24 protein-coding genes are annotated in these 25,578 nt (G+C 71.7%); 23 read left to right on the top strand and 1 reads right to left on the bottom strand.

Translation table 11 applies throughout. The annotated features are described in order from the left end of the window. Positions 1-91: 91 nt before the first annotated feature. The 17 genes from ABZ693_RS10300 to nusB all read left to right on the top strand — a co-directional run bounded on the left by ABZ693_RS10300 (position 92) and on the right by nusB (position 16,481). Positions 92-1,447, top strand: a complete 1,356-nt coding sequence (locus tag ABZ693_RS10300) for a replication-associated recombination protein A (protein WP_359875354.1) — start codon at positions 92-94, stop codon at positions 1,445-1,447. Between the two features lie 379 nt (positions 1,448-1,826). Further along, entirely contained in the window at positions 1,827-2,441 is a 615-nt protein-coding gene (gene rpsD / locus ABZ693_RS10295) for a 30S ribosomal protein S4 (protein ID WP_359875353.1), read from the top strand. A 251-nt stretch (positions 2,442-2,692) separates the two neighbouring features. After that, entirely contained in the window at positions 2,693-3,124 is a 432-nt protein-coding gene (locus tag ABZ693_RS10290) for a DUF948 domain-containing protein (RefSeq protein WP_359875352.1), read from the top strand. Positions 3,125-3,129: 5 nt separating this feature from the next. Further along, a complete protein-coding gene (locus tag ABZ693_RS10285) occupies positions 3,130-3,477 on the top strand; it encodes a hypothetical protein (RefSeq protein ID WP_359875351.1) in 348 nt (115 codons plus the stop codon). Beyond that, the gene (alaS, locus tag ABZ693_RS10280) at positions 3,477-6,146 is read left to right on the top strand and encodes an alanine--tRNA ligase (protein WP_359875350.1); all 2,670 of its coding nucleotides are present in this window, start codon (positions 3,477-3,479) and stop codon (positions 6,144-6,146) included. The genes ABZ693_RS10285 and alaS overlap by 1 nt, the downstream gene beginning before the upstream one ends. 2 nt (positions 6,147-6,148) lie before the next feature. After that, a complete protein-coding gene (ruvX, locus tag ABZ693_RS10275) occupies positions 6,149-6,613 on the top strand; it encodes a Holliday junction resolvase RuvX (protein WP_359875379.1) in 465 nt (154 codons plus the stop codon). Positions 6,614-6,714: 101 nt separating this feature from the next. Beyond that, positions 6,715-8,601: an endolytic transglycosylase MltG gene (gene mltG / locus ABZ693_RS10270; RefSeq protein WP_359875349.1), complete on the top strand. Its 1,887-nt coding sequence runs from the start codon at positions 6,715-6,717 to the stop codon at positions 8,599-8,601. Continuing rightward, on the top strand, positions 8,588-9,421 hold the full coding sequence (locus ABZ693_RS10265) for a shikimate dehydrogenase (protein ID WP_359875348.1): 834 nt from the start codon (positions 8,588-8,590) through the stop codon (positions 9,419-9,421). The genes mltG and ABZ693_RS10265 overlap by 14 nt, the downstream gene beginning before the upstream one ends. 37 nt (positions 9,422-9,458) lie before the next feature. Then, complete coding sequence (locus ABZ693_RS10260) at positions 9,459-9,737, top strand: hypothetical protein (RefSeq protein ID WP_359875347.1); 279 nt, start codon at positions 9,459-9,461, stop codon at positions 9,735-9,737. A gap of 128 nt (positions 9,738-9,865) precedes the next feature. Then, positions 9,866-11,050 (top strand): chorismate synthase, encoded by a 1,185-nt coding sequence (aroC, locus tag ABZ693_RS10255; protein ID WP_359875346.1) that lies wholly within the window; start codon positions 9,866-9,868, stop codon positions 11,048-11,050. Positions 11,051-11,094: 44 nt separating this feature from the next. After that, positions 11,095-11,577: a shikimate kinase gene (locus ABZ693_RS10250; RefSeq protein ID WP_359875377.1), complete on the top strand. Its 483-nt coding sequence runs from the start codon at positions 11,095-11,097 to the stop codon at positions 11,575-11,577. Beyond that, on the top strand, positions 11,574-12,674 hold the full coding sequence (gene aroB, locus ABZ693_RS10245) for a 3-dehydroquinate synthase (protein WP_359875345.1): 1,101 nt from the start codon (positions 11,574-11,576) through the stop codon (positions 12,672-12,674). The genes ABZ693_RS10250 and aroB overlap by 4 nt, the downstream gene beginning before the upstream one ends. Next, positions 12,671-13,117 carry a type II 3-dehydroquinate dehydratase gene (gene aroQ / locus ABZ693_RS10240; RefSeq protein ID WP_359875344.1) on the top strand — a complete coding sequence of 149 codons (447 nt, stop codon included), beginning with the start codon at positions 12,671-12,673 and terminating at the stop codon, positions 13,115-13,117. Before aroB ends, aroQ begins: the two co-directional genes overlap by 4 nt. A 153-nt stretch (positions 13,118-13,270) precedes the next feature. Continuing rightward, positions 13,271-14,215 (top strand): AAA family ATPase, encoded by a 945-nt coding sequence (locus tag ABZ693_RS10235; RefSeq protein ID WP_359875343.1) that lies wholly within the window; start codon positions 13,271-13,273, stop codon positions 14,213-14,215. Between the two features lie 107 nt (positions 14,216-14,322). Then, on the top strand, positions 14,323-15,426 hold the full coding sequence (locus ABZ693_RS10230; protein WP_359875342.1) for an aminopeptidase P family protein: 1,104 nt from the start codon (positions 14,323-14,325) through the stop codon (positions 15,424-15,426). Positions 15,427-15,474: 48 nt separating this feature from the next. Further along, on the top strand, positions 15,475-16,041 hold the full coding sequence (gene efp, locus ABZ693_RS10225; protein ID WP_359875341.1) for an elongation factor P: 567 nt from the start codon (positions 15,475-15,477) through the stop codon (positions 16,039-16,041). Positions 16,042-16,043: 2 nt separating this feature from the next. After that, entirely contained in the window at positions 16,044-16,481 is a 438-nt protein-coding gene (gene nusB, locus ABZ693_RS10220; protein ID WP_359875340.1) for a transcription antitermination factor NusB, read from the top strand. 224 nt (positions 16,482-16,705) lie between these two features. Here the strand turns inward: nusB and bldD are convergent, their stop codons facing one another. Beyond that, complete coding sequence (gene bldD, locus ABZ693_RS10215; protein ID WP_359875339.1) at positions 16,706-17,206, bottom strand: transcriptional regulator BldD; 501 nt, start codon at positions 17,204-17,206, stop codon at positions 16,706-16,708. 245 nt (positions 17,207-17,451) lie between these two features. On the opposite strand from bldD, the gene pyrR reads away from it, so the two are divergent. The 6 genes from pyrR (at position 17,452) to carB (ending at position 25,433) form a co-directional block, all read left to right on the top strand. Then, complete coding sequence (gene pyrR, locus ABZ693_RS10210) at positions 17,452-18,018, top strand: bifunctional pyr operon transcriptional regulator/uracil phosphoribosyltransferase PyrR (protein WP_359875338.1); 567 nt, start codon at positions 17,452-17,454, stop codon at positions 18,016-18,018. Between the two features lie 82 nt (positions 18,019-18,100). After that, positions 18,101-19,084: an aspartate carbamoyltransferase catalytic subunit gene (locus ABZ693_RS10205; RefSeq protein WP_359875337.1), complete on the top strand. Its 984-nt coding sequence runs from the start codon at positions 18,101-18,103 to the stop codon at positions 19,082-19,084. Positions 19,085-19,092: 8 nt separating this feature from the next. Beyond that, a complete protein-coding gene (locus tag ABZ693_RS10200) occupies positions 19,093-20,379 on the top strand; it encodes a dihydroorotase (protein ID WP_359875336.1) in 1,287 nt (428 codons plus the stop codon). Positions 20,380-20,411: 32 nt separating this feature from the next. Beyond that, positions 20,412-20,984: a PH-like domain-containing protein gene (locus ABZ693_RS10195; protein WP_381710555.1), complete on the top strand. Its 573-nt coding sequence runs from the start codon at positions 20,412-20,414 to the stop codon at positions 20,982-20,984. Then, entirely contained in the window at positions 20,981-22,123 is a 1,143-nt protein-coding gene (gene carA / locus ABZ693_RS10190) for a glutamine-hydrolyzing carbamoyl-phosphate synthase small subunit (RefSeq protein ID WP_359875334.1), read from the top strand. Before ABZ693_RS10195 ends, carA begins: the two co-directional genes overlap by 4 nt. After that, the gene (gene carB, locus ABZ693_RS10185; protein ID WP_359875333.1) at positions 22,116-25,433 is read left to right on the top strand and encodes a carbamoyl-phosphate synthase large subunit; all 3,318 of its coding nucleotides are present in this window, start codon (positions 22,116-22,118) and stop codon (positions 25,431-25,433) included. Before carA ends, carB begins: the two co-directional genes overlap by 8 nt. The last annotated feature ends 145 nt before the right edge of the window (positions 25,434-25,578 follow it).

Below are 25,578 nucleotides of genomic sequence, written 5' to 3'. Positions count from 1 at the left end.
CACCCGGTCGCGGGGAAGGCCGGTCCCGGGCGCGTCGCGTCCGGGACCGGCCTTCTCGCCGTGTCGGTGGTCTGGCTTAGGCTTCATGACCGTGGAGCCCGACCTTTTCACCGCCGCAGCCGAAGAACGCCAGGAGAAGGACCCGGCCGGCAGCCCGCTGGCCGTCCGGATGCGTCCGCGCACCCTCGACGAGGTCGTGGGCCAGCGCCATCTCCTCAAGCCGGGCTCGCCGCTGCGCCGGCTGGTCGGCGACGGGTCGGGCGGCCCGGCCGGCGCCTCGTCGGTGATCCTCTGGGGCCCGCCCGGCATCGGCAAGACCACCCTCGCGTACGTGGTCTCCAAGGCCACCAACAAGCGCTTCGTGGAGCTGTCCGCGATCACCGCCGGCGTCAAGGAGGTCCGCGCCGTCATCGACGGGGCCCGCCGGGCCGTCGGCGGCTACGGCAAGGAGACCGTCCTCTTCCTCGACGAGATCCACCGCTTCTCCAAGGCCCAGCAGGACTCGCTGCTGCCCGCCGTGGAGAACCGCTGGGTCACCCTGATCGCCGCCACCACCGAGAACCCGTACTTCTCGGTGATCTCCCCGCTGCTGTCCCGCTCACTGCTGCTCACCCTGGAGCCGCTCACCGACGACGACCTGCGCGGACTGCTGCGCCGGGCGCTGGAGGAGGAGCGCGGGTTCGGCGGCGCGGTGACCCTCGCCGAGGACGCCGAGACGCATCTGCTGCGGATCGCCGGCGGAGACGCCCGGCGCGCCCTGACGGCCCTGGAGGCGGCGGCCGGCGCGGCCCTCGCCAAGAAGGAGCCGGAGATCACCCTGGAGACGGTCGAGGAGACCGTCGACCGGGCCGCGGTGAAGTACGACCGGGACGGCGACCAGCACTACGACGTGGCCAGCGCCCTCATCAAGTCCATCCGCGGCTCGGACGTCGACGCGGCGCTGCACTACCTGGCCCGGATGATCGAGGCGGGGGAGGACCCGCGGTTCATCGCCCGGCGGCTGATGATCTCCGCGAGCGAGGACATCGGCCTCGCCGACCCGAACGCGCTGCCGCTGGCCGTGGCCGCCGCCCAGGCCGTCGCCCTGATCGGCTTCCCGGAGGCGGCGCTGACCCTGAGCCACGCCACCATCGCCCTGGCCCTCGCCCCGAAGTCGAACGCGGCGACGAACGCGATCTTCGCGGCCCGCGCCGACGTACGCAACGGCCTCGCCGGCCCGGTCCCGTCCCATCTGCGCGACGGCCACTACAAGGGCGCCGCCAAGCTCGGCCATGCCCAGGGGTACGTGTACCCGCACGACGTCCCGGGCGCCATCGCCGCCCAGCAGTACGCCCCGGACCCGGTGCACGGCAAGCAGTACTACGAGCCGACCCGCTACGGGGCCGAGGCGCGTTACGCGGACGTGGTGGAGAAGGTGCGCGAGCGCCTGCGGGGCGAGAACGGCTGATCCTGGGGGTGTATGGGCGTGAGGCCAGGGGCCCGGGTGGCACGGGCGGTCTCGCGGAACCGGTACACTGACCGACAGTGCTGCGTCCCGTGTCCGGCTTCGGCCGGCATCACCAGAACGGGACAGGCAGCCGGAGTCCCGGTCCTTCGGGCCGGTTCTCCAGGAGCGTCGCGCACCTTCGAAGGTGTCGCGGGCAACCCATCACCACCGGGATTCCCCGGAGCGGCGGTGGGCCGTTCGCGTGCTGCACGTATGTGCCCAGACCAGGGAGCGGCTGCCCGGCAGGTCTCTCGTGGACCCGACGGGTCTTCCCGGCTGCGGATTGCGACCTCCCTAACCCTGGTGAAGCCGTATTCGAAAGAGATAGAGAGGTTGGTTCATGCCGAACCAGTCCCGTCCCAAGGTCAAGAAGTCGCGTGCCCTCGGCATCGCGCTGACCCCGAAGGCCGTCAAGTACTTCGAGGCCCGCCCGTACCCGCCGGGTGAGCACGGTCGTGGCCGCAAGCAGAACTCGGACTACAAGGTCCGTCTGCTCGAGAAGCAGCGTCTGCGCGCCCAGTACGACATCAGCGAGCGCCAGATGGCCCGCGCCTACGACCGCGCGAAGAAGGCCGAGGGCAAGACGGGCGAGGCGCTGGTCGTCGAGCTCGAGCGTCGTCTCGACGCCCTGGTCCTGCGTTCGGGCATCGCCCGCACCATCTACCAGGCCCGCCAGATGGTCGTCCACGGCCACATCCAGGTCAACGGCCAGAAGGTCGACAAGCCGTCCTTCCGCGTCCGTCCCGACGACGTCGTGATGGTCCGCGAGAAGTCGCGCAACAAGACCCTCTTCCAGGTCTCCCGTGAGGGTGGCTTCGCCCCCGACGGCGAGACCCCGCGCTACCTCCAGGTCAACCTGAAGGCCCTGGCCTTCCGCCTGGACCGCGACCCGAACCGCAAGGAGATCCCGGTCATCTGCGACGAGCAGCTGGTCGTCGAGTACTACGCCCGCTGATCCAGCCGGCCGCCGTACTCACCTCCGCGGTGTGAGCCCGCCGCTTCCCCGCCCGCCGTGGCGGGGGAGCGGCGGGCTTCCGCGTCTGCGGCCGCCCCCGCCCCGGCCGCGGCACCGGGTGCCCGGACACCCCTGGTCCGGGCCGGAATCCGGTACGGACGGGGACCTCCGGCGCGATAGGCTCGGAGGACGCTTATCCACCCGGGCCGGACCTCGTCTCCGAGCCCGACGACAGCAGAGAGCGGTGCACAGTGACCGGTGGTGAGGTTGCCGGGATCCTGGTGGCCGTGTTCTGGGCGATCCTCGTCTCCTTCCTCGCCGTGGTGCTGGTGAGGCTGGCGCAGACGCTCAAGGCGACCACCAAGCTCGTGGCGGATGTGACCGACCAGGCAGTCCCGCTGCTCGCGGACGCCTCCACGGCCGTGCGCTCGGCGCAGACCCAGCTCGACCGGGTCGACGCCATCGCCACGGACGTCCAGGAAGTCACGTCCAACGCCTCCGCGCTGTCCTCCACCGTCGCCTCCACCTTCGGCGGCCCGCTCGTCAAGGTCGCCGCCTTCGGTTACGGAGTGCGCCGGGCCCTGGGCCGCAAGGGGTCCGAGCCCGCGCCCGCGCCCGAGCGGCGCACCGTCCTCGTCGGCCGGACCGTGCCGATCGCGCGGCGCCGGAAGCAGAAGGGCTGAACCCGATGTTCCGCCGTACGTTCTGGTTCACCGCGGGCGCAGCCGCCGGCGTGTGGGCCACCGCCAAGGTCAACCGGAAGCTCAAGCAGCTGGCCCCGGAGAGCCTGGCCGCGCAGGCGGCCGACAAGGCCGTCGAGGCAGGTCACCGACTGAAGGACTTCGCCCTCGACGTGCGGGCGAACATGCAGCAGCGGGAGGCCGAACTCGGCGAGGCGCTCGGCCTGGACGCGCCGCCGCCGGAGCCCGGCCGCGAGCTGCCGGCCGCGCACCGCCCGACGGCGCTCGGCCCGCGTACCGCCACCTCCCGCACCACCCCGTATTCGATCTCGTACAACCGGAATGAGGACCACTGATGGAGTCGGCTGAAATCCGCCGCCGCTGGCTGAGCTTCTTCGAGGAGCGCGGGCACACCGTCGTCCCTTCGGCGTCGCTCATCGCGGACGACCCGACTCTGCTGCTTGTCCCGGCCGGCATGGTGCCCTTCAAGCCCTACTTCCTGGGTGAGGTCAAGCCGCCGTTCTCGCGCGCCTCCAGCGTGCAGAAGTGCGTGCGCACGCCCGACATCGAAGAGGTCGGCAAGACCACCCGCCACGGCACGTTCTTCCAGATGTGCGGCAACTTCTCCTTCGGCGACTACTTCAAGGAAGGCGCCATCAAGCTCGCCTGGGAGCTCCTGACCTCCTCGGTCGAGCACGGCGGCTACGGGCTCGACCCGGAGAAGCTCTGGATCACCGTCTACCTCGACGACGACGAGGCCGAGACCATCTGGCGCGACGTCGTGGGCGTCCCCGCCGAGCGCATCCAGCGCCTCGGCAAGAAGGACAACTTCTGGTCGATGGGCGTCCCCGGCCCCTGCGGCCCCTGCTCCGAGATCAACTACGACCGCGGCCCCGAGTTCGGCGTCGAGGGCGGCCCCGCCATCAACGACGAGCGGTACGTCGAGATCTGGAACCTCGTCTTCATGCAGTACGAGCGAGGCGAGGGCACCGGCAAGGACGACTTCGAGATCCTCGGCGACCTGCCGTCGAAGAACATCGACACGGGCCTCGGCCTGGAGCGCCTGGCGATGATCCTCCAGGGCGTCCAGAACATGTACGAGACGGACACCCTCAAGGTCGTCATCGACAAGGCCACCGAGCTGACCGGTGTCGCCTACGGCAAGTCCCACGACAGCGACGTGTCGCTGCGCGTGGTCGCCGACCACATGCGTACGTCGGTCATGCTCATCGGCGACGGCGTCACCCCCGGCAACGAGGGCCGCGGCTACGTGCTGCGCCGCATCATGCGCCGCGCCGTCCGCAACATGCGGCTGCTCGGCGCCACCGGCCCGGTCGTCCGCGAGCTCGTCGACACCGTCATCACGACGATGGGCGAGCAGTACCCGGAGCTGGAGACCGACCGCAAGCGCATCGAGACGGTCGCCCTCGCCGAGGAGGCCGCGTTCCTGAAGGCCCTCAAGGGCGGCACGAACATTCTCGACACCGCCGTCACCGAGACCAAGGCCGCCGGCGGCACGGTCCTGGCCGGCGAGAAGGCCTTCCTGCTCCACGACACCTGGGGCTTCCCGATCGACCTCACCCTGGAGATGGCCGCCGAGCAGGGCCTCTCCGTGGACGAGGACGGCTTCCGCCGCCTGATGAAGGAGCAGCGGGAGCGCGCCAAGGCCGACGCCCTGGCCAAGAAGACCGGCCACGCCGACCTCAGCTCGTACCGGGAGATCGCCGACGCCTCCGGTGCCACCCGGTTCACCGGCTACACCAACACCGAGGGCGAGACCACGGTCGTCGGCCTGATCGCCAACGGCGCCCCGTCCCCGGCCGCCTCCGAGGGCGACGAGGTCGAGGTCGTCCTCGACCGCACCCCGTTCTACGCCGAGGGCGGCGGCCAGCTCGCCGACCAGGGCCGGATCAAGCTGCACTCCGGTGCCGTCATCGAGATCCGCGACGTCCAGCAGCCGGTCCCCGGCGTCTACGTCCACAAGGGCTCGGTGCAGGTCGGCGAGGTGACCGTGGGCGCCTCCGCCTACGCCGCCATCGACGTGCGCCGCCGCCGGGCCATCGCCCGCGCCCACAGCGCCACCCACCTGACCCACCAGGCGCTGCGCGACGCCCTCGGCCCGACCGCCGCCCAGGCCGGTTCGGAGAACTCCCCGGGCCGCTTCCGCTTCGACTTCGGCTCGCCGAACGCCGTCCCCGGCGCCGTCCTCACGGACGTCGAGCAGAAGATCAACGAGGTGCTCGCGCGCGAGCTCGACGTGCACGCCGAGGTCATGCCGATCGACGAGGCCAAGCGTCAGGGCGCCATCGCCGAGTTCGGCGAGAAGTACGGCGAGCAGGTCCGTGTCGTCACCATCGGCGACTTCTCCAAGGAGCTGTGCGGCGGTACGCACGTCCACAACACCGCCCAGCTGGGTCTGGTGAAGCTGCTCGGCGAGTCGTCGATCGGCTCCGGCGTGCGCCGGATCGAGGCCCTCGTCGGCGTCGACGCGTACAACTTCCTGGCCCGCGAGCACACGGTCGTCGCCCAGCTCCAGGAGCTGGTCAAGGGCCGTCCGGAGGAGCTGCCGGAGAAGATCTCCTCGATGCTCGGCAAGCTGAAGGACGCCGAGAAGGAGATCGAGAAGTTCCGCGCGGAGAAGGTCCTGCAGGCCGCCGCCGGTCTGGTCGACTCCGCCCGGGACATCCGCGGCGTCGCCCTGGTCACCGGCCAGGTGCCGGACGGCACCGGCGCCGACGACCTGCGCAAGCTGGTCCTCGACGTCCGCGGCCGCATCCCCTCGGACCGCCCGGCCGTCGTCGCCCTGTTCACGACCGTGGGCGGCAAGCCGCTGACGGTCATCGCCACCAACGAGGCCGCCCGCGAGCGCGGCTTCAAGGCCGGCGAGCTGGTCCGCACGGCCGCCAAGACCCTCGGTGGCGGTGGCGGCGGCAAGCCGGACGTCGCCCAGGGCGGCGGGCAGAACCCGCAGGCCGTCAGCGAGGCCATGGCCGCTGTCGAGCGCCTCGTGACGGAGAACGCGTGACGATGCGTCGAGGACGCCGACTCGCCGTCGACGTCGGGGACGCCCGGATCGGGGTCGCCTCGTGCGACCCCGACGGGGTCCTCGCCACGCCGGTGGAGACCGTGCCGGGGCGTGACGTCCCGGCCGCCCACCGGCGGCTGCGGAAGCTCGTCGAGGAGTACGAGCCGATCGAGGTCGTCGTGGGCCTGCCCCGCTCGCTCAGCGGGCGGGAGGGCCCGGCCGCGACCAAGGTGCGCGCCTTCGCCCGGGAGATGGCCAAGGGCATCGCCCCGGTCCCGGTGCGGCTCGTCGACGAGCGGATGACGACGGTGTCGGCCACGCACGGGCTGCGGGCCTCCGGCGTGAAGGCGAAGAAGGGGCGGTCCGTCATCGATCAGGCCGCCGCTGTGATCATCCTTCAGAACGCTCTTGAGTCCGAACGGGTATCAGGTAATCCGCCCGGTGAGGGCGTCGAAACAGTCATCTGATCGCGATACGGTAACGTTCCGCGCGTTGCGGCGGTGTTCGAACAGCCGCCGCACCACGTAGAGGCTGAACGTCCGGAGGCCTCGCGGCTGTTTGGGGATCAATGACTGAGTATGGCCGGAGCCCCGGCTCCGAACCGTGGCACCCCCAGGACCCCCTGTACGGGGACCAGGGGTGGGATGGCCAACAACAGCAGCAGTACCCGCAGCAGGCGACGTACGGCCAAACGGATCCGTACGCGGGTGACGCGTATCAGCAGTACCCGCAGCAGGAACAGCAGCAGTACGCGCAGCAGGATCAGCAGCAGTACGCGCAGCAGGATCAGCAGCAGTATCCGCAGGAGCAGCACCAGCAGCAGTATCCGCAGCAGTACGCGCAGGAGCAGTACCCGCAGCAGTATCCGCAGGAGCAGGCGTACGGCGGGCAGCAGCAGTACGGGAACCAGGGCGGCTACGACGCCAACGGCTACCCCGTGCAGCAGCAGTCGCCGGAGTCGCAGCCGCAGCCGCAGTACGACGGCAACTGGGAGACGGGCCAGGCGGCGATGCCGTACAACGCCCCGCCCGCCGATCCGTACGGCGGCCAGCAGCAGCCCGACCTCTACGGCACCCCCGAGGCGTACCCGCCGCCGCAGCCCCCCGGCCACCGCCAGGCTCCGCCGGAGCCGGTCGACGAATGGGACGCGGACCCGGAGTCGCAGGAGGAGCATCCTTTCTTCACCGGCGGCGGTGACGACGACGGCGACGGCCGGGACGACCACGGTGGCCGGGGCGCCGGTCGCGGAGACCGCGCCGGCCGGGGCCGCCGGGGCGCCCGGGACGACCACGACGACGCGTACGACAAGTACGACGAGGAAGACGACGACGAGGAGCCGGGCCGCGGCTCCCGCTCCGGCCGCGGCGGCAAGGGCAAGAAGGGCCGCAAGGCCAAGAACGGGGTGGCCTGCCTGGTCGTCACGGGCGTCATCCTCGGCGCCGTCGGTGGCGTCGGCTACTTCGGCTACAAGTTCTACCAAGGCCGTTTCGCCGCCGCGCCCGACTACGTGGGCGAGGGCAGCGGCGACGTCCAGGTCGAGATCCCGGGCCAGGCGAGCGGCTCGCGGATCGGCAACATCCTCAAGAAGGCCGGTGTCGTCAAGAGCGTCGACGCCTTCGTCTCGGCCCAGCAGAGGAACCCCAAGGGTCTCTCCATCCAGGCCGGTGTCTACACGATGAAGAAGGAGATGTCGGCGGCGAGCGCGGTCGCGCTCATGCTCAACCCGGCGAGCCAGACCAACTTCATCATCCCCGAGGGCAAGCGCAACTCCTGGGTGTACGCCCAGATCGACAAGCGCCTCGACCTCGAACCCGGGACCACCAAGGACATCGCCTTCAAGGACGCGAACAAGCTCGGGCTGCCCGACTGGGCCAAGAACCGCCCCCGGACCAAGGACCCGCTGGAGGGCTTCCTCTACCCGTCGAGCTATCCGGTCGCCAAGGGCACCAAGCCGGAAGACGTGCTGCGCAGGATGGTCGCGCACGCGAACGGGGAGTACGGGAAGCTCGACCTTCAGAAGAAGGCGAGCGCGCTGGGCGTCAAGGGTCCCTGGGAGCTGCTGACCATCGCGAGCATGGTGCAGGCGGAGGGTAAGACGGACGACGACTTCCGCAAGATGGCGGAGGTCGTCTACAACCGTCTCGCCGACCCCAAGGAGACGGTCTACCTCATCCAGTTCGACTCGACGTACAACTATCTGAAGGGCCAGAGCGAGATCAAGCTCACCGAGGACGAGGTCAAGAACAACAAGGACCCCTACAACACGTACACGAACACGGGGCTGCCGCCGGGACCGATCGGCAACCCGGGCGACAAGGCGCTCGCCGCGATGCTCGATCCGACCCACGACGGCTGGAAGTACTTCGTCGCGACCGACGGCAAGAACAAGACCGAGTTCGCCAAGACGCACGACGAGTTCCTGAGGCTGAAGGACAAGTTCAATGCCGGCAACTGACGGGCGACGGGCGGCCGTCCTCGGTTCGCCCATCGCCCACTCGCTCTCCCCGGTCCTGCACCGGGCCGCGTACCGGGAGCTCGGCCTCGACGACTGGTCGTACGACCGCTTCGAGGTCGACGAGCCCGCGCTTCCCGGCTTCGTGGGCGGGCTCGACGCGTCATGGGCGGGGCTCTCGCTCACGATGCCGCTCAAGCGGGCGGTCATCCCGCTGCTCGACGAGATCACGGACACCGCCGCCGCCGTCGAGGCCGTCAACACGGTCGTCCTCACCGAGGACGGCCGCCGGGTCGGCGACAACACCGACATCCCCGGCATGGTCGCAGCCCTGCGCGAGCGGGGCGTCGAGAAGGTGGACGCGGCGGCGGTCCTCGGCGCCGGCGCCACCGCGTCGTCGGCGCTGGCCGCCCTCGCCCGGATCTGCTCGGGGCCCGTCACCGCGTACGTACGCAGTGAGGCGCGCGCCGAGGAGATGCGCGGCTGGGGCGAGCGCCTCGGGGTCGACGTCCGTACGGCCGCCTGGGACGACGCGGCCGAGGCCTTCGCCGCACCGCTCGTCGTCGCGACCACGCCCGCCGGGACCACGGACGCGCTCGCGGCATCCGTCCCCGACGCTCCCGGCACACTCTTCGATGTCCTGTACGACCCGTGGCCCACGCGGCTCGCCGCCGCCTGGTCCGCGCGCGGCGGCAAAGTGGTGGGCGGGCTCGACCTGCTGGTCCACCAGGCCGTGCTCCAGGTGGAGCAGATGACCGGGCGGACCCCCGGCCCGCTCGCGGCGATGCGGGCGGCGGGGGAGGCGGCGCTGGCCCAGCGCTGACCGAGGGGCCACGAGACGGGCGACACAAGGGGGAGACATGGGGGGAAATGTGCTGCTCGCGTCCAAGTGGGCGCTGGCGGAGGATCTGCTGCGGCTGTCGGTGGCGGCGGGGCGGGCCGTGTTCGTTTCGATGCCGGCCGTGGTCCGTTATCCGCTGCTCGTCCTGATCGGCGCCACGGCCGTCTACCTCGTCGTGGCCTGGTGCCGCAACGCGGTGCGGAAGCGGCGGGAGCTGCGGAAACAGGGCGAGCGAGGGGAAGCGGGAGAGGGCCCGGAGACGGCTCCGGGGACGGAGAAGACCTCACCCGACACGTGAGACGAGTGTCCCGACTCGTGGACCGGAGATCGACCGGTGGGCCGGACATGGGAGGATCGTCCCCGGCGGACCGGGGCCGCGCACCCGGGTCGCGCCGCAGTGCCCAGGCGCGAGCATGAGGAGCATCGTTGAGCAGGTTGCGTTGGCTGACGGCGGGAGAATCGCACGGGCCCGCGCTGGTCGCGACCCTTGAGGGACTTCCGGCCGGCGTTCCGGTCACCACGGAGCTGGTGGCGGACCATCTCGCCCGGCGGCGCCTCGGCTATGGACGCGGCGCGCGGATGAAGTTCGAGCGCGACGAGGTCACCTTCCTCGGCGGTGTCCGGCACGGCCTCTCGCTCGGCTCGCCGGTCGCGGTCATGGTCGGCAACACCGAGTGGCCCAAGTGGGAGAAGGTCATGTCGGCCGACCCGGTCGACCCGGCCGAGCTGGAGGGTTCCGCGCGCAACGCGCCGCTGACCCGGCCGCGCCCCGGTCACGCCGATCTGGCCGGCATGCAGAAGTACGGCTTCGACGAGGCCCGGCCGATCCTGGAGCGCGCCAGCGCCCGGGAGACCGCGGCCCGGGTCGCGCTCGGTGCCGTGGCCCGCTCCTTCCTGAAGGAGGCGGCCGGTATCGAGATCGTGTCGCACGTGGTCGAGCTGGCCGCCGCCAAGGCCCCGTACGGTGTCTACCCGACCCCCGCCGACGTCGAGAAGCTCGACGCCGACCCGGTGCGCTGCCTCGACGCCGAGACGTCGAAGGCGATGGTCGCCGAGATCGACCAGGCACACAAGGACGGCGACACCCTCGGTGGCGTCGTCGAGGTCCTCGCGTACGGCGTGCCCGTCGGTCTCGGTTCGCATGTGCACTGGGACCGGCGGCTCGACGCCCGGCTCGCGGCCGCGCTCATGGGCATCCAGGCCATCAAGGGCGTGGAGGTCGGCGACGGCTTCGACCTCGCCCGGGTGCCGGGTTCCCAGGCGCACGACGAGATCGTCCAGGGCGCCGACGGCATCACCCGGTCCACCGGCCGGGCCGGCGGCACCGAGGGCGGACTTTCCACCGGCGAACTGCTGCGCGTCCGTGCCGCGATGAAGCCGATCGCGACCGTGCCGCGGGCCCTCGCGACCGTCGACGTCGCCACCGGCGAGGCCGCCGCGGCCCACCACCAGCGCTCCGACGTGTGCGCCGTCCCGGCCGCCGGCATCGTCGCCGAGGCCATGGTCGCACTCGTCCTCGCGGACGCCGTCGTGGAGAAGTTCGGCGGCGACAGCGTCCCCGAGACCCGCCGCAACGTGCGCTCGTACCTCGACAACCTCCGCATCCGGTGACCGCCTCCGAGAGCGGCCGACCGCTCGTCGTCCTCGTCGGGCCCATGGGCTCCGGCAAGTCCACGGTGGGCGCCCTGCTCGCCGAGCGGCTCGGCGCGGTCTACCGGGACACCGACGCGGACATCGTCGCCACCGAGGGGCGCGAGATCGCGGACATCTTCGTCGAGGACGGCGAGGACCACTTCCGCGCCCTGGAGCGCGCCGCCGTGCGCACGGCCGTCGCCGAGCACCGGGGCGTCCTCGCGCTCGGCGGCGGCGCCGTGCTCGACGCGGACACCCGCGCCCTGCTCGCGCCGCTGCCCGTCGTGTATCTCTCGATGGACGTCGAGGCCGCGGTCCGCCGCGTCGGCCTCGGCGCCGCCCGGCCCCTGCTCGCCGTCAACCCGCGCCGTCAGTGGCGCGAGCTGATGGACGCACGCCGCCATCTGTACGAAGAAGTCGCGAGCGCCGTCGTCGCCACCGACGACCGCACGCCCGAAGAGGTCGCCCAGGCGGTCCTCGACGCACTGGAGTTGAAGGACGTATGACGGACACGGACCAGGACATCACCCGGATCCAGGTCGCAGGCTCCGCGGGCACCGACCCGTACGAGGTGCTGGTCGGCCGGCAGCTGCTCGGCGAACTCGGCAGCCTCATCGGCCCCGGGGCCAAGCGCGTGGCCGTGATCCACCCCGAGGCGCTGGCCGAGACCGGCGAGGCGCTGCGCGCCGACCTCGCGGACCAGGGCTTCGACGCCGTCGCCATCCAGGTGCCCAACGCCGAGGAGGCCAAGACCGCCGAGGTCGCCGCCTACTGCTGGAAGGCGCTCGGCCAGACCGGCTTCACCCGCAGCGACGTCATCGTCGGCGTCGGCGGCGGCGCCACCACGGACCTGGCCGGCTTCGTCGCCGCGACCTGGCTGCGCGGGGTGCGCTGGATCGCCGTGCCGACCACCGTGCTCGGCATGGTCGACGCGGCCGTCGGCGGCAAGACCGGCATCAACACCGCCGAGGGCAAGAACCTCGTCGGCGCCTTCCACCCGCCGGCCGGGGTGCTGTGCGACCTCGCCGCGCTCGACTCGCTGCCGGTGAACGACTACGTCAGCGGCCTCGCCGAGATCATCAAGGCCGGCTTCATCGCCGACCCGGTCATCCTCGACCTCATCGAGGCCGACCCGGCGGCCGCCCGCACCCCCGACGGCCCGCACACCGCCGAGCTGCTCGAGCGCTCGATCCGGGTCAAGGCCGACGTCGTCTCCGGCGACCTCAAGGAGGCCGGCCGGCGCGAGATCCTGAACTACGGCCACACCCTCGCGCACGCCATCGAGAAGAACGAGCGGTACAAGTGGCGCCACGGTGCCGCCGTCTCCGTCGGCATGGTCTTCGCCGCCGAACTCGGTCGGCTCGCCGGCCGCCTCGACGACGCGACCGCCGACCGGCACCGCACCGTCCTCGAGTCCGTCGGCCTGCCGCTCACCTACCGTGGCGACCAGTGGCCGCGGCTCCTGGAGACCATGAAGGTCGACAAGAAGTCGCGCGGCGACCTGCTGCGCTTCATCGTCCTCGGCGGCCTCGGCAAGCCGACCGTGCTGGAGGGCCCCGACCCGGCCGTCCTCATCGCGGCCTACGGCGAGGTGTCCGCGTGACCGAGCCCCGCCGGGTGCTCGTGCTGAACGGCCCGAACCTCGGCCGGCTCGGCTCGCGCGAGCCCGACATCTACGGCGCCACCTCCTACGAGGGGCTCGTCGCCTCCTGCCGGAGCCTCGGCGAAGAGCTGGGCTTCGACGTAGAGGTGCGCGAGACCAACGACGAGGGCGAGATGATCCGCTGGCTGCACGAGGCGGCCGACGGCGCGTTCCCGGTGGTCCTCAACCCGGGTGCCTTCACGCACTACTCGTACGGGATGCGCGACGCGGCCGCCCAGCGCACCGCGCCGCTCGTCGAGGTGCACATCTCCAACCCGTACACCCGTGAGGAGTTCCGGCACACCTCGGTCGTCGCCGCGGTGGCGACCGGGACCATCGCGGGCTTCGGTATCGGCTCCTACCGGCTCGCGCTGCGGGCCCTCGCCGAGGAACTGGACGACTGACCGGCCCGCCCGGCCGGTCCGCGCGGGCACCTCTCCGTCCACGCATCCGGGCACGTCGGACCGCCCCCGGCCGTTTCCCCAGAGGGAGCCGGGGGCGGTAACGTTCCGGCAACAGCGGAAGTTTCGGCGCGACGGGACGGAGTGGGGCACCGGATGCAGCACGCGATGAGGGCTCCGTTGCCACCGCATGAGCCGCCAGGTCAGAGCGGCCCGCCGGGCTGGCAGCACGGCCCGGCCGGCGCCCCCGGCGCACCGGCCCAGGGCGGGCCCCCGCCCGTGCCGCCGGCGCCCGCCGCGCCCCCCGTACCGCCCGCGCCCGGGCACCTGCCCTACCCCGGTTCCGGCCCGGCGCCGATGCCGGCCACGGGTCCGGCCCCCGCCCGGGTCCCGCAGGGCGTGCCGCCCGCCCCGCCGATGCCCCCCGCCCCGGCGGCTCCGGCCGCCGCCGCGGCACCGGCCCCCGCGTCGGCGGGCTGGGCCGCGAGCGGCCCGGCCACCGCACACGTCACCCTGCCGCCCCCGGTGACCGGCACCGCCGGCGCCACCATCGCCGTCCTGCTCATCGGCCCGGCCGGCGCGGGGAAGACCACCGTCGCCCGCCACTGGGCGTCCCGCCGGCGCGTCCCGACCGCCCACATCAGCCTCGACGACGTCCGCGAATGGGTCTGCTCCGGCTTCGCCGACCCTCAGTCGGGCTGGAACGAGCACTCCGAGGCCCAGTACCGGCTCGCCCGCCGCACCTGCGGCTTCGCCGCCCGCAACTTCCTCGCGAACGGGATCTCCTGCATCCTCGACGACGCCGTCTTCCCGGACTGGCCGGTCGTCGGCCTCGGCGGCTGGAAGCGCCATGTCGGCCCCGGCCTGCTGCCCGTCGTCCTGCTGCCCGGCCTCGACATCGTCCTGGAGCGCAACGCCGAGCGCAGCGGCAACCGGCGGCTGTCGGACGAGGAGGTCGCCGCGATCCACGGCCGGATGGCCGGCTGGTACGGCTCCGGGCTCCCGATCATCGACAACTCGACGTACGACGTGGAGACCACCGCCCGGGTCCTCGACGACGTGCTCGCCCGCGCGATCTCCGGGCAGCATCCGACGGCCTGACCTGGACGGCCTGACCTGGACGGCCCGACCCGATCCGGCCCGGCCCGGGAGGCCCGGTCGGCGGCGCCCAACAGGCCGGGGCGTCCGGCCACTCGTAGGCTCGGACCATGTCAGAGGTGTATGCGGAACGCCGGACCCGGCTGCGCGACCGCTGCGTGGCCGCGGGCAGCCCGGCGGCCCTGGTCTCCCGTCCCGCCAACGTCCGCTATCTCGCGGGCGGTTCGCCCGTCGGCGCGGTCCTGCTGATCGGCCCGGACGAGGACGTCCTGCTCTGCCCGGCGGCGCCGGGTCCCGACCCGGCCGAGGGGCGCGTCGACGAGGTCCTGTACCGGCAGCCACCCACCGGCGGCGTGGATCCCGCCGTCGTCGCGGTCGGTCTCGCCCGTACGGCCGGGGCGGACGCCCTCGCGGTCGAGGAACACCATCTGACCGTGGCCCGGCACCGGGCCATGGGGTCGGCCGCGCCCGGACTGCGTCTCGCCGATCTGTCCTCGGCCGTCGAACAGCTCCGGATCGTCAAGGACGAGGAGGAGATCGGCTCCCTGCGGATCGCCGCCGAGATCGCCGACCAGGCCCTCGGCGAACTCCTGGAGTCGATCCTGGTCGGCCGGACCGAACGGCACCTCGCCCTGGAACTGGAACGCCGGCTGGTGGACCACGGCGCGGACGGACCCGCCTTCCCCACCTCCGTGGCCACCGGCCCGAACTCCGGCGTGTCCGGGCACAAGCCCACCGACCGACGGGTCGAGGAGGGCGACTTCCTGTCCGTCTGCCTGGGCGCCAGCTATCACGGCTACCGCTGTGAGATCGGCCGTACCTTCGTCATCGGGACCACGCCGGCCGACTGGCAGATCGAGCTGTACGAGCTCGTCTTCGCCGCTCAGCGGGCCGGCCGGCAGGCCCTCGCACCCGGCGCCGCGTACCGCGACGTGGACCGCGCGGCCCGGCAGGTGCTCGCCGCGGCGGGCCACGGCGACGCCACCGCCAGGCTCACCGGGCACGGGGTGGGCCTGGAAATCGACGAGGACCCGCAGCTCGCACCCGCGGCCATGGGTAAACTGGACGCTTGTGTGCCGGTCACCGTCGAACCGGGGGTCCACCTCCCGGGCCGGGGCGGAGTCCGGATCGATGACACGCTCGTCGTGCGCCAGGAGGCGGACGGCGGACCCGAGCTACTCACCATCACGACCAAGGAGCTGCTCGCGCTGTAGGGCGCGGGCCGGCCTTTCGGTCCACGTCAGTCCAGGAGATTCCGCAACGTGGCTTCCACGAACGACCTCAAGAACGGCATGGTGCTCAAGCTCGACGGCGGCCAGCTCTGGTCCGTCGTCGAGTTCCAGCACGTCAAGCCCGGCAAGGGCCCGGCCTTCGTGCGCACCAAGCTCAAGAACGTCATGTCGGGCAAGGTCGTCGACAAGACCTTCAACGCGGGCGTGAAGGTCGACACGGCCACCATCGACCGCCGCGACATGCAGTTCTCCTACATGGACGGCGACTACTTCGTCTTCATGGACGAGGAGACGTACGACCAGCTGCACGTCGACCGCAAGGCCGTCGGCGACGCCGCCAACTTCCTCATCGAGGGCTTCACCGCCTCGGTCGCGCAGCACGAGGGCTCGGTTCTCTACGTCGAGCTGCCCGCCGCCGTCGTGCTGGAGATCAAGCACACCGACCCGGGTGTCCAGGGTGACCGCTCCACCGGCGGCACCAAGCCCGCCACGCTGGAGACCGGCCACGAGATCCAGGTCCCGCTCTTCGTCACCACCGGCGAGAAGGTCAAGGTCGACACCCGCACCAGCGACTACCTCGGCCGGGTGAACAGCTAACCGTGGCTGCCCGGAGCAAGGCCCGTAAGCGCGCCTTCCAGATCGTGTTCGAGGCCGATCAGCGCGGCACCTCGGTCCATGAGGTCCTCGCGGACCAGGTACGGCTGCACCGGTCCGACGACCGCCAGCCGCCGGTCAGCGACTTCACCATGCAGCTGGTCGAGGGCTACGCCCAGCACGTGGGGCGGATCGACGAGCTCATCGCGACCTACGCGGTGGACTGGGACCTCGACCGGATGCCGGCCACCGACCGGAACATCGTGCGCCTCGCCGCGTACGAGCTGATCTGGGAGGACGGCACGCCGGACGCGGTGGCCATCGACGAGGCCGTGCAGCTCGCCAAGGAGTTCTCCACGGACGACTCCCCGGCCTTTGTCAACGGTCTGCTCGGACGCTTCAAGGACCTGAAGCCGCGGCTGCGCCGGGAAGCGGACGCCTAGGCTCACGTCAGGCCCGTCCCGCCCGTCAGGGCAGCCGAAAGGGGCCCGCAGCACTCCAGGGTGCTGCGGGCCCCTTCGTCGTACGCGAGGACCGCACCGGCCGGTGCATCCGGGACATCCGGGACGTCCGGACGAACGAAACGCCGGACCGCGGGAGTCGTGGTGACTCCCGCGGCCCGGCGGTACGTTTCTGCGGGGTGACCCCGAGAGGTCGGCGCAGCGGGTCAGTTCTCCTCGTGGGCGACCGCGCGACGCGCTTCCGCGTCCAGGACGCCCCAGCTGATCAGCTGCTCGGTGAGCACCGAGGGGGACTGGTCGTAGATCACGGCGAGGGTGCGCAGGTCGTCCTGGCGGATCGACAGCACCTTGCCGTTGTAGTCGCCGCGCTGCGACTGGATGGTCGCCGCGTAGCGCTGGAGGGGGCCGGCCTTCTCCGCGGGGACGTGGGCCAGCCGCTCCAGGTCCAGGACCAGCTTCGGCGGCGGCTCGGCGGCTCCGCCCGGCGTGGTGCCCGGCAGCAGCTCCTGCACCGGAACCCCGTAGAAGTCGGCCAGCTCGGCCAGACGCTGCACGGTCACGGCGCGGTCACCGCGCTCGTAGGAACCGACCACGACCGCCTTCCAGCGGCCCTGGGACTTCTCCTCCACGCCGTGGAGGGAAAGGCCCTGCTGAGTGCGGATCGCACGCAGTTTGGCCCCGAGCTGCTTTGCGTACTCGCTTGACATAACGCTCCCGGACGCTGAGACGACGGGCGGCTGTGCCGCTCGACTGGTAACTCACTGTGAGGTTACGCAGCGTGACGCTCTTCCGTCAAGCCGAATGGTCCATACCGGCCCCTTCCGGGGGACGGCGCCCGGAGCGCCGGACGGGTGGTGAGGAAGGGAGCCGTCCGCCCCTGGTAGAGTGAATGGCGCAAATCCGACGTCCTTTAAGGTCCGTCCCGTGAGGCGGAGAAGGAGGTCCGTTTCACATGGACACACAGCAGCAGCATGCCGATGTCGCCCGGCCCGTTCTCGAGGCCCCGGACATCGCGCGGGTCCTGACCCGCATCGCCCACGAGATCGTCGAGCGCGCCAAGGGTGCCGACGACGTGATCCTCCTCGGCATCCCGACCCGCGGCGTCCATCTCGCCCGCCGGCTCGCCGACAAGCTCGCCGCCATCACCGGCACCACGATCCCGGTCGGCTCCCTCGACATCACGATGTACCGGGACGACCTGCGGCTGAAGCCGGCCCGCGCCCTCGGCCGCACCGAGATCCCCGGTGACGGCATCGACGGCCGCCTCGTCGTCCTCGTCGACGACGTCCTCTTCTCCGGCCGCACGATCCGCGCCGCCCTCGACGCCCTCGGCGACATCGGCCGCCCGCGCGCCGTGCAGCTCGCCGTCCTCGTCGACCGCGGCCACCGCGAGCTGCCCATCCGCGCCGACTACGTCGGCAAGAACCTCCCCACGTCGCTGCGGGAGACGGTCAAGGTCCAGCTCGCCGAGGAAGACGGTCGCGACACCGTCCTGCTCGGCAGCCGCCCCGCCTCCTGACCCCCAAGCCGGCCATCGCCGGGTCCAGGGCACAGCCCTGCGCACCCGCATGCCCTCACTCTCCCCACGGAGTCACACCCCGATGATGCGTCACCTCATCTCGGCCGCCGACCTCACCCGCGACGACGCCGTCCTGATCCTCGACACCGCCGAGGAGATGGCCCGGGTGGCCGACCGGCCCATCAAGAAGCTCCCGACCCTGCGCGGGCGCACCGTCTGCAACCTGTTCTTCGAGGACTCGACCCGCACCCGGATCTCCTTCGAGGCCGCCGAGAAGCGGCTGTCCGCGGACGTGATCAACTTCGCCGCGAAGGGCTCCAGCGTCTCCAAGGGCGAATCGCTCAAGGACACCGCCCAGACCCTGGAGGCGATGGGCGTCGACGCCGTCGTCATCCGGCACGGCGCCTCCGGCGCCCCGTACCGCCTGGCCACCTCCGGCTGGATCGACGCCCCCGTCATCAACGCCGGCGACGGAACCCACCAGCACCCCACCCAGGCCCTGCTCGACGCCTTCACCATGCGCCGCCGCCTGGTCGGCCGCGACACCGGCCTCGGCCGGGACCTGGACGGCAAGCGGATCACCCTGGTCGGCGACGTCCTGCACAGCCGGGTCGCCCGCTCCAACGTCGACCTGCTGCACACCCTCGGCGCCGAGGTCACCCTGGTGGCCCCGCCCACCCTCGTGCCCGTCGGCGTCGAGAGCTGGCCCTGCGAGGTCTCGTACGATCTCGACAGCGTGCTGGCGAAGTCCGACGCGGTGATGATGCTGCGTGTGCAGCGCGAGCGGATGAACGCCGCCTTCTTCCCGACCGAGCGCGAGTACTCGCGCCGCTACGGGCTCGACGGCCGGCGCATGGCGAAGATGCCCGAGCACGCCATCGTCATGCACCCCGGCCCGATGGTCCGCGGCATGGAGATCACCGCCGAGGTCGCCGACTCCGACCGCTGCACGGTCGTCGAGCAGGTCGCCAACGGCGTCTCCACCCGGATGGCCGTCCTCTACCTGCTGCTCGGCGGCGCCGAGTTCACCGCCCCCGCCTCCCCCCGTACCACCGAAGAGAGCTGAGACACCCCATGAGCAAGATCCTGATCCGTGGTGCGAAGGTGCTCGGCGGCGAGGTGGCGGACGTCCTGATCGACGGCGAGATCATCGCCGAGATCGGTACGGGCCTGGCGGCCGACGACGCCCAGGTGGTGGAGGCCGAGGGGCAGATCCTGCTGCCCGGCCTGGTCGACCTGCACACCCATCTGCGCGAGCCCGGCCGCGAGGACTCCGAGACCGTCCTCACCGGCACCCGCGCCGCCGCCTCCGGCGGCTTCACGGCCGTCTTCGCCATGGCCAACACCCACCCGGTGGCCGACAGCGCCGGCGTCGTCGAGCAGGTCTACCGCCTCGGCAAGGAAGCCGGCTACTGCGACGTCCAGCCCATCGGCGCCGTCACCGTCGGCCTGGAGGGCAAGAAGCTCGCCGAGCTCGGCGCCATGCACGACTCCGCCGCCGGCGTCACCGTCTTCTCGGACGACGGCAAGTGCGTCGACGACGCGGTGATCATGCGCCGCGCCCTGGAGTACGTGAAGGCGTTCGGTGGTGTCGTCGCCCAGCACGCCCAGGAGCCCCGTCTCACCGAGGGCGCCCAGATGAACGAGGGCGTCGTCTCCGCCGAGCTCGGCCTCGGCGGCTGGCCGGCCGTCGCCGAGGAGTCGATCATCGCCCGCGACGTGCTGCTCGCCGAGCACGTCGGCTCCCGCGTGCACATCTGCCACCTGTCCACCGCCGGCTCCGTCGAGATCGTCCGCTGGGCCAAGTCCCGCGGCATCGACGTCACCGCCGAGGTCACCCCGCACCACCTCCTCCTCACGGACGAGCTGGTCCGCACGTACGACCCGGTCTACAAGGTCAACCCGCCGCTGCGCACCGAGCGCGACGTCACGGCGCTGCGCGAGGCCCTGGCCGACGGCACGATCGACATCGTCGCCACCGACCACGCCCCGCACCCGCACGAGGACAAGGACTGCGAGTGGGCCGCCGCCGCCATGGGCATGGTCGGCCTGGAGACCGCCCTGTCCGTGGTCCAGCAGACGATGGTCGAGACCGGACTGCTCGACTGGGCCGGCGTCGCCGACCGGATGTCCTTCGCTCCCGCCCGCATCGGCCGGGCCGCCGGCCACGGACGACCCGTCTCGGCTGGTGAGCCCGCGAACCTGACCCTGGTCGATCCGGCATACCGTGGTGAAGTGGACCCCGCCGACTTCGCCTCGCGCAGCCGCAACACCCCCTACGAGGGCCGTGAGCTGCCGGGACGCGTCACCCACACGTTCCTGCGGGGCCGCGCAACGCTCGTCGACGGGAAGCTGGCGTGACACCACACGTACTCCAGGCGGCCGCCGCCACCATGGCCGCCGAACCGAAATCGGCCGAGGTCACCGACTGGGCCGGACGGCTCGGCTGGGTCGTCGGACTGCTGCTCTTCATCACCTTCGTCTACTGGCTGATGCGCCAGGGATGGAAGTGGCGCGGCAGCCTCCAGTCCGACCTCCCGCCGCTGCCCGGGATCCCCGACCACCCCGGTGAGGCGCGGCTCACGCTGCGGGGCCGCTACCACGGCTCCACCACCGCCGGACAGTGGCTCGACCGGATCGTCGCCCACGGCCTGGGCCTGCGCAGCCGCGCCGAGCTCACCCTCACGGACGCCGGGATCGCCGTCGTACGCCCCGGGGCGAACGACTTCCTCATCCCGGCCGCCGCCCTGCGCGAGGCCCGCCTCGACAAGGGCATCGCCGGCAAGGTCCTCACCGAGGGCGGCCTGCTGATCGTGACCTGGGAGCACGGCGGCAAGGAACTCGACTCCGGCTTCCGCGCCGACCGCGCGGCCGAGCACGCCGCCTGGGTCGAGGCCGTGAACTCCCTGAGCAGCACCCACCACCAGAACCAGCACGCAAGCACGACGGAAGGCACCGCACGATGACGACCTCCACCCGGGGAACCGCCAGGGTTCCCGCCGTACTCGTCCTGGAGGACGGCCGCATCTTCCGCGGCCGCGCCTACGGGGCCGTGGGGGAGACCTTCGGCGAGGCCGTGTTCTCCACCGGCATGACCGGCTACCAGGAGACCCTCACCGACCCGTCGTACCACCGGCAGGTCGTCGTCATGACCGCCCCGCACGTCGGCAACACCGGCGTCAACGACGAGGACCCCGAGTCCGCCCGCATCTGGGTGGCCGGCTACGTCGTCCGCGACCCCGCCCGCGTCTCCTCCAACTGGCGCGCCCAGCGCTCCCTCGACGAGGAGCTGCGCACCCAGGGGGTCGTCGGCATCCAGGGCATCGACACCCGCGCCCTCACCCGCCACCTGCGCGAGCGCGGCGCCATGCGCGTCGGCATCTTCTCCGGCAGCGCGCTGCCCGACGAGGGCACCCTGCTCGCCGAGGTGCGCCAGGCGCCCGAGATGGCCGGCGCCGACCTCTCCGCCGAGGTCGCCACCAAGGAGCCGTACGTCGTCCCCGCGATCGGCGAGAAGAAGTTCACCGTCGCCGCCGTCGACCTCGGCATCAAGGGCATGACCCCGCACCGGATGGCCGAGCGCGGCATCGAGGTGCACGTGCTGCCCGCCACCGCCACCGCCGAGGACGTCTACGCCGTCGCCCCCGACGGCGTGTTCTTCTCCAACGGCCCGGGCGACCCGGCGACCGCCGACGGCCCCGTCGCCGTCATGCAGGAGGTCCTGCGCCGCAAGACGCCGCTCTTCGGCATCTGCTTCGGCAACCAGATCCTCGGCCGCGCCCTCGGCTTCGGCACGTACAAGCTGAAGTACGGCCACCGGGGCATCAACCAGCCGGTCCAGGACCGCACCACCGGCAAGGTCGAGGTCACCGCCCACAACCACGGCTTCGCCGTCGACGCGCCCCTCGACAAGGTCTCCGACACCCCCTTCGGGCGCGCCGAGGTCTCCCACGTGTGCCTGAACGACAACGTCGTGGAGGGCCTCCAGCTGCTCGACCAGCCGGCCTTCTCCGTCCAGTACCACCCCGAGGCGGCCGCGGGCCCGCACGACGCCGCGTACCTCTTCGACCGCTTCGTGACCCTCATGGAGGCCGAGCGTGCCTAAGCGCACCGACATCCAGTCCGTCCTCGTCATCGGCTCCGGCCCGATCGTCATCGGACAGGCCGCCGAGTTCGACTACTCCGGCACCCAGGCGTGCCGCGTCCTCAAGTCCGAGGGTCTGCGGGTCATCCTGGTCAACTCCAACCCGGCCACGATCATGACCGACCCGGAGATCGCCGACGCCACCTACGTCGAGCCGATCACCCCCGAGTTCGTCGAGAAGATCATCGCCAAGGAGCGCCCCGACGCCCTCCTGCCCACCCTCGGCGGCCAGACCGCGCTCAACACCGCGATCTCCATGCACGAGCAGGGCGTCCTCGAGAAGTACGGCGTCGAGCTGATCGGCGCCAACGTCGAGGCCATCCACAAGGGCGAGGACCGCGACCTGTTCAAGGGCGTCGTCGAGGCCGTCAAGGCCAAGATCGGCTACGGCGAGTCCGCCCGCTCGGTCATCTGCCACACCATGGACGAGGTCATCGCGGGCGTCGACACGCTCGGCGGCTACCCGGTCGTCGTCCGTCCCTCCTTCACCATGGGCGGCGCCGGCTCCGGCTTCGCCCACGACGAGGAGGAGCTGCGCCGCATCGCCGGCCAGGGCCTCACGCTCTCCCCGACCACCGAGGTGCTCCTGGAGGAGTCCATCCTCGGCTGGAAGGAGTACGAGCTGGAGCTGATGCGCGACAAGAACGACAACGTCGTGGTCGTCTGCTCCATCGAGAACTTCGACCCGATGGGCGTGCACACCGGTGACTCGATCACCGTCGCCCCGGCGATGACCCTCACCGACCGCGAGTACCAGCGCCTGCGCGACATCGGCATCGCGATCATCCGCGAGGTCGGCGTCGACACCGGCGGCTGCAACATCCAGTTCGCGGTGAACCCGGACGACGGCCGCATCATCGTCATCGAGATGAACCCGCGCGTCTCCCGCTCCTCCGCGCTCGCCTCCAAGGCCACCGGCTTCCCGATCGCCAAGATCGCCGCCCGGCTCGCCGTCGGCTACACGCTGGACGAGATCCCGAACGACATCACCGAGAAGACCCCGGCCTCCTTCGAGCCGACCCTCGACTACGTCGTCGTCAAGGCCCCGCGCTTCGCCTTCGAGAAGTTCCCGTCCGCCGACTCCACGCTGACGACGACCATGAAGTCGGTCGGCGAGGCCATGGCCATCGGCCGCAACTTCACCGAGGCCCTGCAGAAGGCCCTGCGCTCGCTGGAGAAGAAGGGCAGCCAGTTCGACTTCACCGGCAAGCCCGGTGACCTCGGTGACAAGGCCGAGCTGCTCGCCCGGGCGGTCCGCCCGACCGACGGCCGGATCAACACGGTCATGGAGGCCATCCGCGCGGGCGCCACGCCCGAGGAGGTCTTCGAGGCCACCAAGATCGACCCGTGGTTCGTCGACCAGCTCTTCCTCATCAAGGAGATCGCCGACGAGCTGGCCGCCGCCGAGAAGCTCGACCCCGAGCTGCTCGCCGAGGCCAAGCGGCACGGCTTCTCCGACGCCCAGATCGCCGGGATCCGCGGTCTGCGCGAGGACGTCGTCCGCGAGGTCCGGCACGCCCTTGGCGTCCGCCCGGTCTACAAGACCGTCGACACCTGCGCCGCCGAGTTCGCCGCGAGGACCCCGTACTTCTACTCCTCGTACGACGAGGAGACCGAGGTCGCGCAGCGCGAGAAGCCCGCGGTGATCATCCTGGGCTCCGGCCCGAACCGCATCGGCCAGGGCATCGAGTTCGACTACTCCTGCGTCCACGCCTCCTTCGCGCTCAGCGACGCGGGCTACGAGACCGTGATGGTCAACTGCAACCCGGAGACCGTCTCCACCGACTACGACACCTCCGACCGGCTCTACTTCGAGCCGCTCACCCTGGAGGACGTCCTGGAGATCGTCCACGCCGAGGCGCAGGCCGGCCCCATCGCCGGTGTCGTCGTCCAGCTCGGCGGCCAGACCCCGCTCGGCCTCGCCCAGGCGCTCAAGGACAACGGCGTGCCGGTCGTCGGCACCTCCCCGGAGGCCATCCACGCCGCCGAGGACCGCGGCGCCTTCGGCCGGGTGCTCGACGAGGCGGGCCTGCCCGCCCCCAAGCACGGCACCGCCACCACCTTCGCCGAGGCCAAGGCCATCGCCGACGAGATCGGCTACCCGGTGCTCGTCCGCCCGTCGTACGTGCTCGGCGGCCGCGGCATGGAGATCGTCTACGACGAGACCCGCCTCGAGTCGTACATCGAGGAGTCCACCGAGATCTCCCCGACCCGCCCGGTCCTGGTGGACCGCTTCCTCGACGACGCCATCGAGATCGACGTCGACGCGCTCTACGACGGCGAGGAGCTCTACCTCGGCGGCGTCATGGAGCACATCGAGGAAGCCGGCATCCACTCCGGCGACTCGGCCTGCGCGCTGCCCCCGATCACCCTCGGCGGCTTCGACATCAAGCGGCTGCGGGCCTCCACCGAGGCCATCGCCAAGGGCGTCGGCGTGCGCGGTCTGATCAACATCCAGTTCGCGATGGCCGGCGACATCCTGTACGTCCTGGAGGCCAACCCGCGCGCCTCGCGCACCGTCCCCTTCACCTCGAAGGCGACCGCGGTGCCGCTCGCGAAGGCCGCCGCGCGCATCTCGCTCGGCGCCACCATCGCCGAGCTGCGCGCCGAGGGCCTGCTGCCGAAGAACGGCGACGGCGGCACCCTGCCGCTCGACGCGCCGATCTCCGTCAAGGAGGCCGTGATGCCGTGGAGCCGCTTCCGCGACATCCACGGCCGCGGCGTGGACACCGTCCTCGGCCCGGAGATGCGCTCCACCGGCGAGGTCATGGGCATCGACTCGGTCTTCGGCACGGCCTACGCCAAGTCGCAGGCCGGCGCCTACGGCCCGCTGCCCACCAAGGGCCGCGCGTTCATCTCGGTCGCCAACCGCGACAAGCGCTCGATGATCTTCCCGGCCCGCGAGCTGGTCGCCCACGGCTTCGAGCTGCTGGCCACCTCCGGTACCGCCGAGGTGCTCAAGCGCAACGGCATCAACGCCACGGTCGTGCGCAAGCAGTCCGAGGGCGAGGGCCCGGACGGCGAGAAGACCATCGTCCAGCTCATCCACGACGGCCAGGTCGACCTGATCGTCAACACCCCGTACGGCACCGGCGGCCGCCTCGACGGCTACGACATCCGTACGGCCGCGGTGGCCCGCTCCGTGCCGTGCCTGACCACGGTCCAGGCCCTCGCGGCGGCCGTCCAGGGCATCGACGCCCTCGGCCGCGGCGACGTGAGCGTCAGCTCGCTCCAGGAGCACGCCCGGCACCTGACGGCGGCCCGCGACTAGGGCCTTGGAGAGGTCCTGAGGGCCCTGTACGAGGAGGGGGGACACCGGCACGACCCGCGGTGTCCCCCTCTTCATGAGCGGCCCCCGCTCCCGCCCCGCTCCCGCCCCGCCATGAGCGCCCACCCCGTACCAGCGCACGAGGGAT

It is taken from the genome of Streptomyces laurentii (assembly GCF_040635425.1).
GTDB classification, from domain to species: domain Bacteria; phylum Actinomycetota; class Actinomycetes; order Streptomycetales; family Streptomycetaceae; genus Streptomyces; species Streptomyces laurentii.
The sequence above is the reverse complement of the archived record's forward strand: the minus strand, read 5'-3'. Positions and strand labels throughout refer to the sequence as shown.